Consider the following 16,989-nt stretch of genomic DNA (forward strand, 5'->3'; position numbering starts at 1 on the left):
GAGGCGTGCTGGCTATGGCTGACGCCTTAGTTGCCCTGCTTCTTCAGCGCGGCACCCAGGATGTCGCCCAGCGAAGCGCCGGAGTCGGTCGAGCCGTACTGGGCGACCGCTTCCTTCTCTTCGGCGATTTCCAGCGCCTTGATCGAGACCTGCAGCTTGCGGGTCTTCTTGTCGAAGGCGATGACGCGGGCATCGACCTTCTGGCCGACGGTGAAGCGCTCGGGGCGCTGCTCGTCGCGGTCACGGCTGAGGTCCGAGCGCTTGATGAAGGTCTCGATGCCGCTGTCGACCAGCCGCACTTCGAGACCGCCATCCTTGACGCCGATGACTTCACAGGTGACCACGGCGTTCTTGCGCAGTTCGCCCGAAGTCGCCGCTTCGCCGACCGTGTCGCGGGCCAGCTGCTTGATGCCGAGCGAGATGCGCTCCTTGTCGATGTCGACGTCGAGCACCTGCGCCTTGACCATGTCGCCGCGATTGTACTCTTCGATGACTTGCTCGCCCGGACGAGTCCAGTCGAGGTCGGAGAGGTGCACCATGCCGTCCACGTCGCCTTCCAGGCCGATGAACAGGCCGAACTCGGTCTTGTTCTTGACCTCGCCCTCGACCTGGCTGCCGACCGGATGGCTGCGTGCGAAGGCTTCCCACGGATTCTCCAGCGTCTGCTTGAGGCCGAGCGAGATGCGGCGCTTGGCCGGATCGACCTCGAGCACCACCACGTCGACTTCCTGGGTCGTCGACAGGATCTTGCCGGGATGCACGTTCTTCTTGGTCCACGACATTTCCGAAACGTGGATGAGGCCCTCGATGCCCGGCTCCAGCTCGACGAACGCGCCGTAGTCGGTGATGTTGGTGACGGTGCCCTTGATCTTCTTGCCGATCGGGAACTTGGTGCCGATCTCGGACCACGGGTCGCTCTCGAGCTGCTTCATGCCGAGCGAGATACGGTGGGTTTCCTGGTTGATGCGGATGATCTGCACCTTGACCGTCTGACCGATGTTGAGGATTTCGGTCGGATGGTTGACGCGGCGCCAGGCCATGTCGGTGACATGCAGCAGGCCGTCGATGCCGCCGAGGTCGACGAACGCACCGTAATCGGTGATGTTCTTGACGACGCCTTCGACAACCTGGCCTTCTTCGAGGTTCTGCACGATTTCCGAACGCTGTTCGGCGCGGCTCTCCTCGAGCACGGTGCGGCGCGACACCACGATGTTGCCGCGGCGGCGATCCATCTTGAGGATCTCGAATGGCTGCGGGTTGTGCATCAGCGGGGAGACGTCGCGGATCGGGCGGATATCGACCTGGCTGCGCGGCAGGAAGGCCACGGCGCCGTCGAGGTCGACGGTGAAGCCGCCCTTGACCTGGTTGAAGATGACGCCTTCGACGCGCTCACCCTTGGTGAACTTCTCTTCGAGACGGACCCAGCTCTCTTCACGGCGGGCCTTTTCACGCGAAAGCATCGCTTCGCCAAGCGCGTTCTCGATGCGCTCGACATAGACTTCGACGGTGTCACCGACCTTGAGGGTGGTGTCCTTGCCCTTGACGCCGAATTCCTTCAGCGGCACGCGGCCTTCGACCTTGAGGCCGACGTCGATGATGGCCATGTCCTTTTCGATGGCGGTGATCGTGCCCTTGACGACCTGACCTTCGCCGGAGTGGCCGGTGGTGAATGATTCTTCGAGCAGGCTCGCGAAATCATCGCGAGTGGGATTTGCAACTGACATTGTTTCTCCTGGAGTGCCCCGCATCTTTGAGCGGGACGGGGCGCCGTGGGTTAGCGTTGCGTTGGCCTGCCGGCGTTCCGGGCTTAAAAAAGCCCTGGGCCGCATTTTAAGCGGCAATTCCGGCGCATGAAGAATGCTGGCAGGCTGGTTCGTGCCCGATATGGGTATTTTCTGCGCTTCCGGCAACGGAAACGCGGGAGAAAACCCGGATCAGGCCTTGTTTCTCCTGGCCAGCGCGTCGTCAACGATCGCCATGGCCGCGAGAAACGCGGCTTCTATAGCCATTTCGCTGGTATCAAGCAAGTGCGCGTCGGCGGCAGGCTTCAGCGGCGAGTCGGCACGGCCCATGTCGCGCTCGTCGCGGCGCACGATGTCGGCGAGGATTTCGGCGAAATTGGCGGTGCCGCCGATGCTTTCGATCTCGGCCAGCCGACGCTTGGCCCGCACCTCGGCGCTTGCCGTCACATAGAGTTTGATGTCGGCGTCGGGGCAGACGACCGTGCCGATGTCGCGCCCGTCCAGCACCGCGCCCGGCGGCGTCCTGGCGAAGGCACGCTGCTTTTCCACGAGAATGCGCCGCACGGTCGGATACACCGCAACTTTCGAGGCGGCCTCGCCGATGGCATGCGCCGACAGCACCGCCCGGTCGAGCTTGGCCATATCGACCTGGCGGGCCGCGGTTTCCGCCGCCGAGACATTGTCGAGCGGCAATGCGTGCTGGATGAGCGCGTAGGCAACGGCACGATAGGTGAGGCCGGTGTCGAGCAGGTTCAGCCGGTAATGGTCGGCGAGACGGCGGGCGAGGGTGCCTTTTCCGGCGCCGGCGGGGCCGTCTATGGCGATGGTAAAGGGCAATTCGCTACCTCGAAGACTCAATGCTCGTAAGTGCTAGGGTCGAAACTGGAAACCCGCATCTTTCAGCTTCAGAGCCTCATTTCCAGCGTAAAAGCCACTATGCAGATGATTTAGATTTTTCCGGACTAGGCGTAGCAGTGAGTCGCCTATCTTGTTGAACGTCGCATGCTTCTCTACCAATTGCCCAAGATCGTCGACGTAGCGCGCTTGAAAATAAAATCGACCCTGAAAAATTGAACTGCCTTCGATCCGGCACGGGTTGTACTGCACGACTGGTGAGCGGCCGAGGTCAGGATCATACGTGTCATTATGTTTGTTGTGATCCCAAACAATTTCCCCGCTAAGTGCCTTGGGGACGAGATGAAAACGCTCGACCTTGTGGTCTGGATGAATTCGTTCAAGTCTCTCCTTCATCAAAAGCTCCGGGGCCGACGAATGGCTGTTGAGCACCGCGAACGAACCCTTTGAAAGGACGATGGACTCAAGATCAGTTTGGTCTTTGACCGACAACCAGAAATTGACCTGCCTGCCCATCATTGTAGCGATTCCTACGCTGCGCTCTCAGAGGCGAAATTGCATGTCGTCGACGCAGGGAATCAGCTGATCTCCGCGCCCAGCCCCGTCATCAGCCCCATGAACTCCGGAAAGCTCGTCGCGATCATCGCCTGGTCGTCGATGGTGACAGGCTTTTCCGTTGCCAGCCCCATCACCAGAAAACTCATGGCGATGCGGTGGTCGAGATGCGTCTTCACGGTCGTATCCAGGCCGTTGGGATGGCCGCCCAGCCCCTTGCCACCCGGCTTGCCGCGAACAGCAAGGGAAGCCTCGCCTTCGGTGCAGTCGACGCCGTTGAGCTTCAGCCCGTTGGCGACGGCCGACAGCCGGTCGGACTCCTTCACCCGCAATTCTTCCAACCCCTGCATCAGCGTTTCGCCCTCGGCGAAGCTGGCGGCGACGGCCAGCACCGGGTACTCGTCGATCATCGACGGTGCCCGCTCGGGCGGAACGGTGACGCCCTTTAGCTCGGAATAACGCACGCGCAGATCGGCGACATCCTCGCCGCCGGCATTGCGCGGGTTCAAGATGTCGATCTTGCCGCCCATTTCCTGCAGCGTCAGCAGCAAGCCGGTGCGGGTCGGGTTCATCAGCACGTTTTCGATCACGATGTCCGAACCCGGCACGATCAGCGCGGCGACGAGCGGGAAGCCGGCAGAGGACGGGTCGCCGGGCACGGCGATCGTCTGGCCGGTCAGTCTGCCCTGACCCTCGATGAAGATGTGGCGCACGCCGCGCTCGTCGGTCTCGACCGAAAGATTGGCGCCGAAGCCTTTGAGCATCTTTTCGGTGTGGTCACGCGTCATCACCGGCTCGATGACGGTGGTGATGCCGGGCGTGTTGAGGCCGGCAAGCAGCACCGCCGACTTCACCTGTGCCGAGGCCATCGGCACGCGGTAGGTGACCGGGGCGGCGTGCTTGGGGCCATGCAGCGTGATCGGCATGCGGTCGCCGGGCGTCGCCTTCAGCACCTGCACGCCCATCTGGCGCAGCGGCTCCAGCACGCGGCCCATCGGCCGGCCCGACAGCGAGGCGTCGCCGATGAAGGTGGTTTCCATGTCATAGGTGCCGACGAGGCCCATGGTGAGCCGCGAGCCGGTGCCGGCATTGCCGAAGTCGAGCGGGCCTTCCGGCTGCAGCAGCGCACCGTTGCCGGTGCCGCGGATCACCCATTCGGCGCCGCGCTTCTCGATATGCGCGCCCATCGCTTTCATGGCCGCGCCCGTGCGCATCACGTCCTCGCCCTCGAGCAGGCCGGTGATGCGGGTTTCGCCGGAGGCGAGGCCGCCGAACATGAAGGAGCGATGCGAGATCGACTTGTCGCCCGGCACGCGCGCGGTGCCGGAAAGGGCTTGAGATTTGCGGGCGGTGGCCGGCTTGGCAGCGGCGGCGTGAGACATGGAATTTCCCTGGACGGAATGCCGGCGGGCCGGCGCTTTTCATTTGTTGCGGCGGTCTCGTATCACGGCGAGGCGAAATGGTCATCCCCATGGTCGTCACTTGCCGCGAGGCCTTTCAGGACTTGGTTTTGTGACGCCGGCTTTTGGCTTTGACAGCGCCGCAAACAGTGGTTAAGGGGACCACTCTTTTATTGACGAGGCTTGCCGTGGCAAAAACCGAACTTGGCACAAAGCGTATCGATCCTGAGACGGGTCGAAAATTCTACGACCTGAATAAGGACCCGATCGTCTCGCCCTACACCGGCAAGACCTATCCGCGTTCCTATTTCGAGGAAGGCAAGATCGCCGCCCTCGAGGAGGAAGAGGAAGTGGCCGAGAAGGAAGTGGACGCCGAGGACGAAGAGGGCGTTGAAGTCGTCTCGCTCGAAGAGGCCGACGACGACGCCAAGGGCGACGATCTGCCCGATCTCGGCGATGACGAGGACGTCGACCTCGGCGACGACGAGGATGATACTTTCCTTGCCGACGAAGAGGAAGAAGACGACGACGTTGCCGACATGATCGGCGTCGGCGACGACGACGACGAGGTCTGACAGGCCTAGACGTAAGCGTTTGCAAGCTTTCTCGGCCTGTGAACAAAAAGCCGCTCTTCAAGGCTTGATATCTGAGAAAGGCGGGGTTAGAAGCCGCCTGCACTAACGGCGCGGTGTTCCAACCCGCGCTGATCTCTTCGCCGGAAACGGCGCCGGCTGACTGCCGGGAGTGGGGCCATAGCTCAGTTGGGAGAGCGCTTGAATGGCATTCAAGAGGTCGTCGGTTCGATTCCGATTGGCTCCACCAAACAGTCTCCCAATGTTTTCAGGTTATTTGCCGTTTTTGTATCCGAGCCCGCCATTCGGAAACCTGCCGTGGCACGGCCAGGAGCATTTCGACCCGGAGCCAAGTTTGCGAGGGAGACTGACAGGAAAAAGCGGGAAAGCCGCGGCCGAGCCTCAAGTTTCGCCAGCACCGCAAGCCTTTAGGACTACTCTTGGTAGGGAAGCTTCACTTCGTCGTGCAAACCTCCGGCAAGCAAGCGTCGTCTACGGTCGGGATCGTTCGACAGACCTTGGGAGCGGCGCAAGCAGATGACGGCCAAATGGCTTTGGCGCTTGACGGGCGCTGGCCACTCCATCACTTCGCCCGTAGGCGGCGTCATGCTCACAGTAGGTTGCGGCCGGCCTGTCGGTCATCATCGGCCCGATGAGACGCTACCGTCTCGACGGATGGGCTGATGAGCAGTATCCGGTTTTGTGTCGGCGCTTTTCGTCGGGCGCTTGTAGAAAAGCCCAAATGCCAGCAGGAAATATCCAACCTGCAGCATCATCAGTGTGAGGACGGTCCAAGCGAGCGCTTTGCCGACAGATCCAGTTTCTATGCCGGCCCAGATCGCCACTACGGCCGACGTGGCGAACATCCCCACCAAGAATTGCGGAAAATACATGGCTGCCCGCCCCCCGTTGTTGATAGCCCGCCGCTCCATTCGCGAAGCGGCGGGGCCCCCCATCTGCCCCCCGATTGCTGGGTGAGAGATGTCGCCGGCATTGCCGACTGTGCAATGACGGTGCCAGACACGGTGACCCATTAAGGGACACCTATGCCGACGATGCAAGGCCGGATAGCTGATTCATATTACCTGTGGCTAATATGACACCTAGGAGTCGGAAGGACCGCCAAACAGTGTTCTCCAATTCGCCAGGGCCTGACGCCAGTGAGCAGCCGAGGATCAGGCGCCGATTCGATCGAACGAAGAGAATTTCCAATTTCAACGGCGGATTTGGAATAAACTAACTCTACAGAGTTTATAGAATAAGCAAAGTGCGGGCGATCTGTTTTCCTGGACAGGACTCCGCCATGCCCGCCTCTCTGCGTCCGCTCCCAACCCCGCCAGGCACACCCCGCCATCGCCGCCGGCTCGCGGGAGGCAGGTCATGACCCGCGACATTCCGGACCGCATCAAGGTTCTCTGGTTCCTGCCGACGCATGGCGACAGCCGTTATCTCGGCACCGCGGAGGGCGGCCGGTCGGTCGATCTGCCCTATCTGACGCAAGTGGCGAAGGCCGCCGACACGCTGGGTTACTACGGCGTGCTGCTGCCGACCGGCCGGTCGTGCGAGGATTCCTGGGTGATCGCCTCGGCGCTGGTGCCGCTGACCGAGCGGCTGCGTTTCCTGGTCGCCGTGCGGCCGGGCTTGCAGTCGCCGACGCTCGCCGCGCGCATGACGGCGACGCTCGACCGCATCTCCAATGGCCGCCTGCTGATCAATGTCGTAACGGGCGGCGATCCGCTTGAGAACAAGGGCGACGGCATTTTCCTGTCGCATGCCGAGCGCTACGAGGTGACGCAGGAATTCCTGCGGATCTACAAGCGCGTGCTGAGCGGTGAGACGGTCGAGCACCAGGGCAAGCATTTCCACATCGAGGACGGCAGGCTGCTGTTCCCGCCGGTGCAGACGCCCTATCCGCCGCTCTATTTCGGCGGCTCGTCCGATGCCGGGTCGACGGTTGCGGCGCAGGAGATCGACAAATATCTGACCTGGGGCGAACCGCCCGCCGATGTCGAGCGCAAGCTGGACGCCGTGCGAGAACTGGCCGAGAAGGCCGGCCGCAAGCTTTCCTTCGGCATTCGCCTGCATGTCATCGCGCGGGAAACCACCGAGGAGGCCTGGGCCGCCGCCGACCGGCTGATCAGCCGCCTCGACGACGCGACGATCGCTTCGGCCCAGACAGTCTTTGCCCGCATGGATTCGGTCGGCCAGGCGCGGATGAGCGCGCTGCATGGCGGCGACCGCGCCAAGCTCGAGATCGCGCCCAATCTGTGGGCCGGTGTCGGCCTGGTGCGCGGCGGCGCGGGGACAGCCCTGGTCGGCGACCCCGACACCATCGCCGAGCGCATCGACGAATATCGCCGCCTCGGCATCGACACCTTCATCCTGTCCGGCTACCCGCATCTGGAGGAAGCCTATCGTTTTGGCGAACTGGTGCTGCCGAAATTGCCGACTGATCATCCGGTCAAAGCCGCCGGCTCATCCGTCAACACCGGCCCGTTCGGCGAGACCATCGCCAGCGACCACCGGCCGAAGTCGCTCGCCAGCGCCTCGTGAACGCGCTGCCTCCGGCCCGCCGACTGCGCGTCGCCATCATCGGCGGCGGCTTTTCCGGCGCGGCGTTGGCCTGGCATCTTGCGCGGGCGCATCGGCCGGAGCGCCTGTCGATCTCGGTGATCGAGCCACGCCCAGCGCTCGGCGGCGGTCTGGCCTATTCCAGCGAAGAGCCGGCGCACCGGGTCAATGTGCCGGCCGTCAGAATGAGCATGGCTCCCGACGACCCGCAGCATTTTGCCCGCTGGTTGGCCGGCTCCGGCGAACTCGAACGTGACGCGGACGCGATCTGGAAGAATGACGACGCCTATCCGCGCCGGCGTGTGTTCGGCCGCTATGTCGCCGAGCACCTCGCGCCCTGTCTGGCTTCAGGCGCGGTCCGTCATGTCGGCGGTCTCGCCACCGGCGTGACACGCAAAGCCAATGGCGCGGGCTGGACCGTGCAAACCTCCGCCGGACCTGTCATCGCCGACATTGCGGTCCTCGCCGCGACGCATCCTGCCCCCGCAATCCCGGCAGCGCTTGCTTGCCTGGCCGAAGCGCCGGGTTTTGTCGCCGATCCCTACGCAGCGTCGGCACTTGCCAGGATCGAGCCGGACGCTTCCGTGCTGATCGTCGGCTCCGGGCTGACCTCGGCCGACATGGTCGCGGAGCTCGATCGCCGCGGCCATCGCGGCCGTATCCTGGCGCTGTCGCGCCGCGGACTGCGCTCGCGCGGCCATCCTGATGTCCGGGGCGAACCTTTCGGCGATTTCGCATCGGCGCCGGCCACATCGGCGCTCGGTCTGCTTCGCGACATTCGCGCGACGCTGGCGGCGGCGCGCCAGGCCAATGTCAACTGGCAGTCCGTCTTCGACCAGCTGCGCCTGCAGGGGCCGGTTCTGTGGGCCGCCCTTGCTCCATCGGAACGGGCAAGGTTGGTCCGCCAACTGCGTGTGTTCTGGGACGTGCATCGCTTCAGGATCGCCCCCCAAATTGCTTCCGTCCTTGACCGCCGCCAGGCTGCCGGCACGTTCGACACCATTGCCGCCAGGCTTGTCGCGTCGAACGACGAGGGCGAGAGCCTCGCGGTCAGTTTTCAGCGGCGCGGCCAGACACGGATAGAGACGGCGCGCTTCGATGCCGTCATCAACACGACAGGGCCTGCCCATGGGCAGGCGCTTCAGCTCAATCCGGCGCTGCGCTCCCTGGCCGAGACCGGGTTGATCAGGGTCGACGCCTACGGACTCGGCATCGAGACAAATCTCGACAGCCTCGCCATCGGCTGGGATGGCGAGGCGGTCGCCGGGCTCTTCGTCGCCGGTCCGCTGGCGCGGGGCACCTTTGGTGAACTCATGGGCCTGCCGGAGGTCGCCCGCCATGCCCAGATGGTCGCGGCCGAGATCGCAAGGCTGGTCGACAGGTTTCCGTCCGTCGAGGCGGTTGGCGCCAATGCCAGCGACGTTGCGGCCGCCCGCTGACAGGCCGAAGCCGGCCTGGCCGGCCAAAATTGGTATTTCCGTCCCAAGCGGCCGCCAAAAACGGAAAATCCTACTTTGTATATATAATCAGTAGACATAATAAATATCGGCGAGATCCGGCCACGCCGGACCGATCAACGACACGGCCTGAAGGGGAGACAGTTCATGGCACACACAGCAACCGACGCGGTCAAATTCGCCTATTGGGTGCCGAATGTTTCGGGCGGCCTGGTGATTTCCAATATCGAGCAGCGCACCAACCATTCGGCCGAATACAACCGCAAGCTGGCGCAGATTGCCGAGAAGGCCGGCTTCGACTATGCGCTGAGCCAGATCCGTTTCACCGCCGGCTACGGCGCCGACGAACAGCATGAATCGGTTGCCTTCAGCCATGATCTGCTTGCCGCCACCACGACGCTGAAGGTGATCGCCGCGATCCTGCCCGGGCCGTGGAATCCGGCGCTGGCTGCCAAGCAACTCGCCACCATCAGCTACTTGACCAATGGCCGCGTCGCCATCAACCTCGTCTCCGGCTGGTTCCGAGGCGAGTTCCACGCCATCGGCGAGCATTGGCTCGACCATGACGAGCGCTACCGCCGTTCGGAAGAATTCATCCGCGCCTTGCGTGGAATATGGACGCAGGACAGCTTCACCTTCCGCGGCGATTTCTACCGCTTCAACGAATATTCACTGAAGCCGAAGCCGCCGCAGCCTTTGCCGGAAATCTTCCAGGGCGGCTCGTCGCGAGCCGCGCGCGACATGGCCTCGCGTGTCTCGGACTGGTACTTCACCAACGGCAACACGCCGACCGAAATCGCCAGGCAGGTGGATGACATCAGGGCCAAGGCGAAGGCCAACAACCATTCGGTCAAGGTTGGCGTCAACGCCTTCGCCATCGTCCGCGAGACGGAGGACGAGGCCGAGGCGGTGCTCGCCGAAATCATCGCCAAGGCCAACCCCGAAGCGGTCAACGCCTTCGGCCACGAGGTCAAGAATGCCGGCAAGGCCTCGCCGGAAGGCGAGGGCAACTGGGCAAAATCCTCCTTCGACGATCTGGTCCAGTACAATGACGGCTTCCGTTCGAACCTGATCGGCACGCCAAGGCAGGTCGCCGAGCGCATCGTCGATCTCAAGCGCGCCGGCGCCGATCTCATCCTGCTCGGCTTCCTGCACTTCCAGGAAGAGGTCGAGTATTTCGGCAAGCATGTCATCCCCCTCGTCCGCGAACTGGAAAATGCCGAGCAGGCTGCATCGCTGGCAGCGGAATAACCCTTTTCAAAAAGCAGGCCGGTCAGTCCGGCCTGCACACCAATGAAAGTTCCCAAGCGCGCTCGATCGATCGGGAGGCGATGAGGATTCGTGCGCCTGTGAAGCAATCGAGGACGATTGGAATGCCCTTGGCCAGTTACGCCCTTGGAATGATGGACGCGTCGGTCTATGCGCCGGAAGTCTTTGCGCGCGGCCTGCCGTTAACGCCCCAGTCGTCCGTCGTCGGCGTCGTGCCGGCAGGGTCGATCGCGGATGCCGCCGCTCCGTTGCTCGTCCTGCAGGGCATCGGCCTGTCGTTCGGCGGCGTAGTCGCGCTGGCCGATATCGAGCTGTCGGTGCGCCCCGGCGAGATCCGCGCCATCATCGGCCCCAACGGCGCCGGCAAGAGCTCGCTGATCAACGTCATCAGCGGCGTCTACCGGCCGGATAGAGGCCATGTCCTGCTCGATGGCATCCGCTATGATCAGGTGCCGACACAGCGGCTGGCGCATCTCGGTGTTGCCAGGACGTTTCAGAACCTTGCTCTGTTCAAGGGCCTCAGCGTCCTCGACAATGTCGCCTCCGGCCTCGCCTACAAGGTCCGCTCCAATTTTGCCGGGCAGGTGCTCGGCATCGGCCGCTCGCCTGGCGAGCAGCGCGACTCCCTGAGCCGCGCCGACCACATCCTCGAATTCCTCGATCTCACCGCGGTCCGCGATCGTCTCGCCGGCACGCTGCCTTACGGGCTGCAGAAGCGGATGGAACTGGCCCGCGCCTTGGTCGCTGAGCCGCGCCTGCTTCTGCTCGACGAACCGATGGCCGGCATGACCGCCGGCGAGAAAAGCGAGATGGCAAGTTTCGTGCGCGCCGCGCGCGACCGCTTCGCCACCACGGTCGTGCTGATCGAGCATGATGTCGGCGTCGTCATGGGCCTGTCCGACCGCATCGCCGTTCTCGACTACGGCCGCAAGATCGCCGACGCCACGCCCGACGAGGTCAGGAACGACCAGCGCGTCATCGATGCCTATCTCGGCGTCGCCTCTGACAATGAGGACGGGGCAGGCATATGACCGCCGGTTTCGACTACCAGTTCTTCATCGAAGTGCTCGTCGGCGGCCTGCTCTCCGGCGTCATGTACTCGCTGGTGGCGATCGGCTTCGTGCTGATCTACAAGACATCAGGCGTGCTCAATTTCGCGCAAGGCGCGCTGCTGTTGTTCGCGGCACTGACCTTCGTCAGCCTGGTTGAGCGCGGTGTTCCCTTCGCCTTGGCGCTGGCGGCCACCTTCGCCATCATGGTGGCCATCGGCGTCGCCATCGAGCGCACCGTGCTGCGGCCGCTCACCAACAAGCCGCCGATCATGCTGTTCATGGCGACGCTCGGCCTGTCCTACATCATCGAGGGTGCCGCCCAGCTGATCTGGGGCACGCAGGTCCACGGCCTCGACCTCGGCATCGAGGATGTGCCGCTGGAAGTCGGTGGCGTGCTGATCAGCCAGTTCGACATCTTCGCCGCGGTGGTCGCCGCCGGCATGGTTCTGCTGCTGTCGCTGTTCTTCCGCTATACCCGCATCGGCCTCTCCTTCCGCGCCGTCGCCGACGACCAGTTCGCCGCCCTGGCGGTCGGCCTCAGGCTGCCGCTGATCTGGGCAACCGTCTGGGCCGCCGCCGGCCTGGTCGCGCTGGTTGCGGGGTTGCTCTGGGGCGCCCGCCTCGGCGTGCAGTTCTCCCTGTCTCTGGTGGTGCTCAAGGCGCTGCCGGTGCTGGTGCTTGGCGGCTTCGATTCGATTCTCGGCGCCATCGTCGGCGGCCTCTTGATCGGCGCCAGCGAGAAGCTCGCCGAGGTCTATATCGGCGACTATTTCGGCGGCGGCATCGAGAGCTGGTTCGCCTATGTCGTGGCGCTCGCCTTCCTGCTGATCCGTCCCTCGGGCCTGTTTGGCCAGAAGCTCGTGGAAAGGGTCTGAGCCATGGCCGTGATCACAAGCGATCTCACCTCCGCGCCGGTGCTGCCGAAATGGATCGCGCCCGTCCTGCTGCTCGCCTTCGCCTATGGCGTCGTGCCGCTGATCGGCTCGAGCTATCTGTTCGAGGCCATCCTGCTGCCGTTCCTGGCGCTCGGCCTTGCCGGCGTCGGGCTGAACATCCTCACCGGCTATGCCGGCCAGGTTTCGCTGGGCAGCGCCGCCTTCATGGCGGCGGGCGCCTTCGCCGCCTATAATTTCAACCTGAGGGTCGAAGGCCTGCCGCTGATCGGCAGCATTGTCCTCGCCGGTATCGTCGCCGCCGCGATCGGCATCGTCTTCGGCCTGCCAAGCCTGCGGCTGAAAGGCTTCTACCTCGCGGTCTCGACGCTCGCCGCGCAGTTCTTCGTGCAATGGGCGCTGACCAAGTTCAGCTGGTTCTCCAACGACTCGGCGTCCGGTGTCATCGACGCGCCGCGGCTGTCTATCGGCGGCGTTGCGTTGGATGGCGCCGTCGGCCGCTATCTCTTCGCGCTGACCATCGTCAGCATACTCACCTTCCTCGCCCACCGTCTGGTCACATCGCAGACCGGGCGCAACTTCATCGCCATCCGCGACAATGAAACCGCCGCCCGCATCATCGGCATCCCGGTGCTGAAGACCAAGCTGCTGGCCTTCGCCATCTCGTCCTTCATCATCGGCGTTGCCGGCGTCATCTGGGCCTTCGCCTATCTGCGGACCGTCGAGCCGGACGGCTTCGATCTCGACCGCTCGTTCCAGATCCTGTTCATCATCATCATAGGCGGCCTGGCCTCGATCCGTGGCGCCTTCTTCGGCGCCGCCCTGATCGTCGTCTTTCCGCTTGGCTTGTCGCGTCTCGGCGGCTTCCTGCTCGGCGATGTCTTCGACTCGGGCGTCCTCGACATGAGCCAGCGCATCGTGCTCGGCGCTCTCATCATCCTGTTTCTGATCCTCGAACCGGACGGGCTGGTGGCCCTGTGGGACAGGGTCCGAAGACGGCTCCTGCTCGCCTGGCAGTCGACATGAGCCTGCGGGGCAACCCGCATCGAACTGAATCGGAAAATGAACCAGAGGCCGAACCAAGACGGCCCATACCGGGAGTATCTCGACCATGACTTTCCTCAGCACAATCAAGGCGGCGGCGCTGTCCGCGGCGATGATCGTGTCGGTGGCCTTGCCATCGGCCCACGCCGACGAACAATACTTTCCGCTGCAGAGCTATCGCGTCGGTCCCTACGCGGCCGGCGGCACCGGCTTCTTCGGCGGCTTCATCGATTATCTCAACCTCATCAACATCCGCGACGGCGGCGTCAACGGCGTCAAGCTGACCTGGGACGAATGCGAAACCCAGTACGAGGTCGAGCGCGGCGTCGAATGCTATGAGCGGCAGAAGAGCCATGCCGGCGCCGCCGCCTGGAATCCGCTTTCGGTCGGCATCGCCTATGCCATGATCGACCGCATCACGGCCGACAAGGTGCCGCTGATCACCGTCAACCACGGCCGCACCGATTCCACCGACGGCCGCGTTTTCCCTTACGTCTTCCCGCTACTGCTCAACCCCTATAGCGAGACGTCCGGAATCGTGAACTACATCGCCGCAAAGGAAGGCGGCATCGACAAGCTCAAGGGCAAGAAGATCGCCGTGCTCTATCACGGCTCGCCTTACGGCAAGGAAACCATCCCGATCTACGAACTGCTGGCGCAGAAATACGGCTTCACCGTCCAGCAGATCGAAGTGCCGCATCCCGGCAACGAGCAGCAGTCGCAGTGGCTGACCATCCGCCGCGCCAAGCCCGACTTTGTCGTGCTGCGCGGCTGGGGCGTGATGAACCCGGTGGCGCTGAAGACGGCGGTCAAGGTCGGCTATCCCGTCGACCACATCGTCGGCAATGTCTGGTCGAATTCGGAAGAGGACGTCATCCCGGCCGGCGATGCCGCCAAGGGTTACACCGCCATCACCACCCAGGCCTCCGGCAACACCTATCCGGTGGTGCAGGAGATCGTGAAGACGGTCTACGGCGCCGGCAAGGGCAATCTGGAAGACAAGTCGCGCATCGGCTCGGTCTACCACAATCTCGGCATCGTCAACGGCATCCTCAATGTCGAGGCGATCCGCGTCGCGCAGGAGAAGTTCGGCCACCGCACGCTGACCGGCGACGAAGTCCGTTGGGGCTTCGAACATCTCAAGCTCGACCCGGCCAAGGTCGAGGCGCTCGGCGCCAAGGACCTGTTCCACTCGATCAACGTCAGCTGGGACAATCACGAGGGCGAGGGCTACGTGACCTTCCAGCAGTGGGACGGCCAGAAGTGGAACGTCGTCTCCGACTGGATCGCGCCGGACTGGGCGCTGCTGCGGCCAATCATCGAGAAGTCGGCCGAGGCCTATGCCGCCGAGAAGGGCATCAAGCTGCGCACCGCCGATGATGCCAACGCCTTGACCACCAACTGATCAGCCACTGCCGGGCGCCACGGACAGCTTCCGCGGCGCCCGCTCCTTACGGTTTTCGAACCGCGGAAGAAGAGCCCCATGCCGGACAATGACGTCATCCTTGCGGTCGACACGATCCATGCCACCTATAACCACGCCATCACGGCGCTGCATGGCGTCAGTTTCGAGATCAGGCGCGGCGAAATCCTGGCGCTGCTCGGCGCCAACGGCGCCGGCAAGACCACCACGCTGAAGGCCGTTTCCAACCTGCTGCCGGCCGAGCGTGGACAGGTCAACGCCGGCACCGTCCGCTATGACGGCGCCGATGTCTCACGCCGCAAGCCGGGCGGCCTGGTGCGCGATGGCCTGGTTCCGGTGCTGGAAGGCCGCCACTGCTTCAAGAGCCTCACCGTCGAAGAAAACCTGGTCGCCGGCGGCATCGGCCGCAGCGGCCGCCGTAGCGAGATCAGCGCGGATCTTGAGCGGATCTATTCCTATTTTCCCCGGCTGAAGGAAAAGCGCCGGACATTATCCGGCCTGACCTCGGGCGGCGAACAGCAGATGACCGCGATCGGCCGGGCGCTGATGTCGCGGCCGCGCCTGTTGGTCCTCGACGAACCGTCGATGGGGCTCGCCCCGCTCATCGTCCAGGACATCTTTCAGACGCTGAGGAAACTGAACCGCGAGAGCGGCCTGTCGATCCTGGTCGCCGAGCAGAACTCCGCTGTCGCGCTGCGCTATGCCGACCACGCCACGGTGCTCGAAAACGGCGTCTCCGTTCTCGCCGGCGCGGCCGCCGATCTTCGCCAGCGCGAGGATGTCCGCGCCTTCTATCTCGGCCAACAACCATCGCCGGCTGCGAAGCCAACCCATCTCCATGCCGTTGCCTGAAACGAAATCTCAAGGAGCAGCAATATGACCGTCTCTACCGTCAAGACAGACCACGCCTCCGCCGCCGTGCCGCCGGTCGCAAGGCCGTCGGCGCCGGCCCACATCATCCGGGATGACGCCGAAGCGATCGCGGTCGCCCGCGCCCTCGCGGCCGAATTCGTCAAGGACTCCTCCCGGCGCGACCGCGAACGGATCTGGCCGGTTGCCGAACTCGACGCATTCTCGCAGAGCGGCCTGTGGTCGATCAACGTACCCAAGGCATTCGGCGGACCGGAGGTGTCTTATGCGACGCTGGCCAAGGTGATCGAGATCATCTCGGCTGCGGATTCCTCGATCGGCCAGATCGCCCAGAACCATCTCGGCGTCGTCGCTGCGATCCGCACCGTTTCCGACGCGGACCAGCAGAAGCTGCTGTTCGCCGAGGTGCTGAAAGGCACGCGGTTCGGCAACGCCTTTTCCGAGTTCGGTTCCAAGCGCGCCGCCGATTTCGAGACCCGTTTCACCGATGCGGGCGACCATGTCGTCGTCAACGGCCGCAAATTCTATTCGTCCGGCGCGTTGCTTGCCCATCTGGTGCCGATCGTGGCGCTCGATGACGAGGGCCGCGCCTGGTATGCGATTGCCGACCGGGCAGCGCCAGGCCTAACCGTCATCGACGACTGGTCGAGCTTCGGCCAGCGCACGACCTTGTCCGGCACCGTCATCATCGACAACGTCAAGGTGCCGAAGACTTTTCTGGTGCCCGGCTACAAGGGCTACGACAGACCGACCGCCGACGGCGCCATCTTCCAGATCATCCAGGTGGCGGTCGACACCGGCATCGCCCAGGCGGCCATCGACGAAACGGTTCACTTCGTCAGGACCAGAAGCCGCGCCTGGATCGACAGCGGCGTCGACAATGCCTGGGACGACCCCTACACCATCCAGGCGGTCGGCGACCTGACATTGCGCCTGCACGCAGCGCAGGCACTGCTCGAAAAAGCGGGCCTGGCGATCGACAAGGCGGTGGCCGAGCCGACCGCCGAAACGGTGGCGCATGCGCAGATCGTCACGGCGGAAGCAAAAATCCTGTCGACCGAGATCGCCATTGCCGCCACCAACAAGCTGTTCGAACTGGCCGGCACCCGCTCGACGCTGGCCGAGCACAATCTCGACAGGCATTGGCGCAATGCCCGCACCCACACGCTGCACGATCCGGTACGCTGGAAGTATTCGATCCTCGGCAAATATTTCCTCAATGGCGAAAACCCGCCGCTGCACGCCTGGAGCTGATTTCCGTCGGCGGGCTAGGTGGCCCGCCATTT

The 16,989-nt window shown here is 63.8% G+C and carries 15 protein-coding genes and 1 tRNA gene; 11 read left to right on the forward strand and 5 right to left on the reverse strand.

Going from position 1 to position 16,989, the window contains the following annotated elements:
* Positions 1-26 precede the first annotated feature (26 nt).
* The 4 genes from rpsA to aroA form a co-directional block, all read right to left on the reverse strand.
* A complete protein-coding gene (rpsA, locus tag CK227_RS03775; protein WP_095771611.1) occupies positions 27-1,724 on the reverse strand; it encodes a 30S ribosomal protein S1 in 1,698 nt (565 codons plus the stop codon).
* A gap of 210 nt (positions 1,725-1,934) precedes the next feature.
* Positions 1,935-2,579 (reverse strand): (d)CMP kinase, encoded by a 645-nt coding sequence (cmk, locus tag CK227_RS03780; RefSeq protein WP_095771612.1) that lies wholly within the window; start codon positions 2,577-2,579, stop codon positions 1,935-1,937.
* Positions 2,580-2,612: 33 nt separating this feature from the next.
* Positions 2,613-3,116: a hypothetical protein gene (locus CK227_RS03785; RefSeq protein ID WP_095771613.1), complete on the reverse strand. Its 504-nt coding sequence runs from the start codon at positions 3,114-3,116 to the stop codon at positions 2,613-2,615.
* A 59-nt stretch (positions 3,117-3,175) separates the two neighbouring features.
* Positions 3,176-4,534: a 3-phosphoshikimate 1-carboxyvinyltransferase gene (gene aroA, locus CK227_RS03790; protein WP_095771614.1), complete on the reverse strand. Its 1,359-nt coding sequence runs from the start codon at positions 4,532-4,534 to the stop codon at positions 3,176-3,178.
* A 206-nt stretch (positions 4,535-4,740) separates the two neighbouring features.
* On the opposite strand from aroA, the gene CK227_RS03795 reads away from it, so the two are divergent.
* Positions 4,741-5,127 (forward strand): TIGR02300 family protein, encoded by a 387-nt coding sequence (locus CK227_RS03795; RefSeq protein ID WP_095771615.1) that lies wholly within the window; start codon positions 4,741-4,743, stop codon positions 5,125-5,127.
* Positions 5,128-5,298: 171 nt separating this feature from the next.
* Positions 5,299-5,374: transfer RNA gene (locus CK227_RS03800), tRNA-Ala, on the forward strand.
* Positions 5,375-5,765: 391 nt separating this feature from the next.
* On the opposite strand, the gene CK227_RS03805 is transcribed toward CK227_RS03800, so the two are convergent.
* Complete coding sequence (locus CK227_RS03805) at positions 5,766-6,017, reverse strand: hypothetical protein (RefSeq protein ID WP_179296376.1); 252 nt, start codon at positions 6,015-6,017, stop codon at positions 5,766-5,768.
* A 487-nt stretch (positions 6,018-6,504) separates the two neighbouring features.
* On the opposite strand from CK227_RS03805, the gene ssuD reads away from it, so the two are divergent.
* The 9 genes from ssuD (at position 6,505) to CK227_RS03850 (ending at position 16,957) form a co-directional block, all read left to right on the forward strand.
* Positions 6,505-7,677: an FMNH2-dependent alkanesulfonate monooxygenase gene (ssuD, locus tag CK227_RS03810; protein WP_095771617.1), complete on the forward strand. Its 1,173-nt coding sequence runs from the start codon at positions 6,505-6,507 to the stop codon at positions 7,675-7,677.
* The gene (locus CK227_RS03815) at positions 7,674-9,134 is read left to right on the forward strand and encodes an FAD/NAD(P)-binding protein (protein WP_095771618.1); all 1,461 of its coding nucleotides are present in this window, start codon (positions 7,674-7,676) and stop codon (positions 9,132-9,134) included. The genes ssuD and CK227_RS03815 overlap by 4 nt, the downstream gene beginning before the upstream one ends.
* A gap of 165 nt (positions 9,135-9,299) precedes the next feature.
* Positions 9,300-10,403, forward strand: coding sequence for a dimethylsulfone monooxygenase SfnG (sfnG, locus tag CK227_RS03820; RefSeq protein WP_095771619.1), 1,104 nt, complete (start codon positions 9,300-9,302; stop codon positions 10,401-10,403).
* 122 nt (positions 10,404-10,525) lie between these two features.
* A complete protein-coding gene (locus CK227_RS03825) occupies positions 10,526-11,452 on the forward strand; it encodes an ABC transporter ATP-binding protein (RefSeq protein WP_095771620.1) in 927 nt (308 codons plus the stop codon).
* On the forward strand, positions 11,449-12,348 hold the full coding sequence (locus CK227_RS03830; RefSeq protein WP_095771621.1) for a branched-chain amino acid ABC transporter permease: 900 nt from the start codon (positions 11,449-11,451) through the stop codon (positions 12,346-12,348). Before CK227_RS03825 ends, CK227_RS03830 begins: the two co-directional genes overlap by 4 nt.
* A 3-nt stretch (positions 12,349-12,351) precedes the next feature.
* On the forward strand, positions 12,352-13,392 hold the full coding sequence (locus tag CK227_RS03835) for a branched-chain amino acid ABC transporter permease (protein WP_095771622.1): 1,041 nt from the start codon (positions 12,352-12,354) through the stop codon (positions 13,390-13,392).
* Positions 13,393-13,477: 85 nt separating this feature from the next.
* On the forward strand, positions 13,478-14,815 hold the full coding sequence (locus CK227_RS03840) for an ABC transporter substrate-binding protein (protein WP_095771623.1): 1,338 nt from the start codon (positions 13,478-13,480) through the stop codon (positions 14,813-14,815).
* Positions 14,816-14,893: 78 nt separating this feature from the next.
* Positions 14,894-15,685 carry an ABC transporter ATP-binding protein gene (locus CK227_RS03845; protein WP_095771624.1) on the forward strand — a complete coding sequence of 264 codons (792 nt, stop codon included), beginning with the start codon at positions 14,894-14,896 and terminating at the stop codon, positions 15,683-15,685.
* A gap of 24 nt (positions 15,686-15,709) precedes the next feature.
* Positions 15,710-16,957, forward strand: coding sequence for an SfnB family sulfur acquisition oxidoreductase (locus CK227_RS03850; RefSeq protein WP_095771625.1), 1,248 nt, complete (start codon positions 15,710-15,712; stop codon positions 16,955-16,957).
* The last annotated feature ends 32 nt before the right edge of the window (positions 16,958-16,989 follow it).

The sequence above is a fragment of the Mesorhizobium sp. WSM4308 genome (assembly GCF_002294905.1).
In the GTDB taxonomy this organism is placed as follows: domain Bacteria; phylum Pseudomonadota; class Alphaproteobacteria; order Rhizobiales; family Rhizobiaceae; genus Mesorhizobium.